Raw genomic sequence first — 823 nt, 5'->3', positions numbered from 1 at the left:
AGCAGTTGGGCTATAAAAAAGCAGCCAAACTGCTTGCCGAAACCCTGGAAGAAGAAAAACAAACCGATGTGAAATTAACCGATCTGGCGGTAGGTAATATTAATATGAAAGCGGAAAAATAAACTCTCCCTGACACGAGGAAATCACGATGAATCACGTTGAACATTACCATGACTGGCTACGAGATGCGCATGCCATGGAAAAACAGGCAGAGTCCATGCTGGAATCAATGGCTGGCCGTATCGATAATTATCCGGATCTCCGTGCCAGAATCGAACAGCATGTTAACGAGACCAAACGGCAAATTACCGTGCTGGAAGAGATCCTCGACCGCAATGAGATTTCGCGCTCGGTGATTAAAGATTCGATGAGTAAAATGGCGGCTCTCGGCCAGTCCATCGGCGGGATGTTTCCTTCCGATGAAATCGTCAAAGGCTCGATCAGCGGGTACGTTTTCGAGCAGTTTGAAATCGCCTGCTATACCTCTCTGCTGGCGGCCGCTGAAAAAGCGGGCGATACCGCCTCCATCCCAGCCATTGAAGCCATCCTGGCGGAAGAGCGGGAAATGGCCGACTGGCTGATTAAACATATTCCTCAGACCACGGAGCAGTTTCTCCTGCGTTCAGATGCTGACGGCGTAGAAGCGAAAAAATAACCCAGGAGGCAGGCCTATGTTTCGTCATGTGAAACAACTGCAGTATACCGTACGCGTTGCTGAACCGAATCCGGGGCTCGCGAATTTACTGCTCGAACAGTTTGGCGGCCCTCAGGGCGAGCTGGCCGCCGCGTGTCGTTATTTCACCCAGGGATTAAGCGATGACGA

Annotated in this window: 3 protein-coding genes; all 3 read left to right on the top strand. The window is 50.9% G+C overall.

The features are described from left to right. The first annotated feature begins 5 nt into the window (after window positions 1-5). Window positions 6-122 (top strand): DUF892 family protein, encoded by a 117-nt coding sequence (locus H9Y04_RS49185; protein WP_268980585.1) that lies wholly within the window; start codon window positions 6-8, stop codon window positions 120-122. A 26-nt stretch (window positions 123-148) separates the two neighbouring features. After that, window positions 149-655, top strand: coding sequence for a ferritin-like domain-containing protein (locus H9Y04_RS49180; RefSeq protein ID WP_004140514.1), 507 nt, complete (start codon window positions 149-151; stop codon window positions 653-655). A 16-nt stretch (window positions 656-671) separates the two neighbouring features. Next, window positions 672-823 (top strand): manganese catalase family protein (locus H9Y04_RS49175; protein ID WP_187820173.1); only part of this gene is annotated, 152 nt, incomplete at its 3' end.

The organism is Streptomyces polyasparticus (assembly GCF_014493765.1).
In the GTDB taxonomy this organism is placed as follows: Bacteria; Actinomycetota; Actinomycetes; order Streptomycetales; family Streptomycetaceae; genus Streptomyces; species Streptomyces polyasparticus.
This window is presented reverse-complemented; position numbering and strand designations above follow the sequence as displayed.

Excerpts from the sequence above, each read along its gene's own strand:
- H9Y04_RS49180 (WP_004140514.1), top strand. The coding sequence starts at position 149 with ATGAATCACGTTGAACATTACCATGACTGGCTACGAGATGCGCATGCC.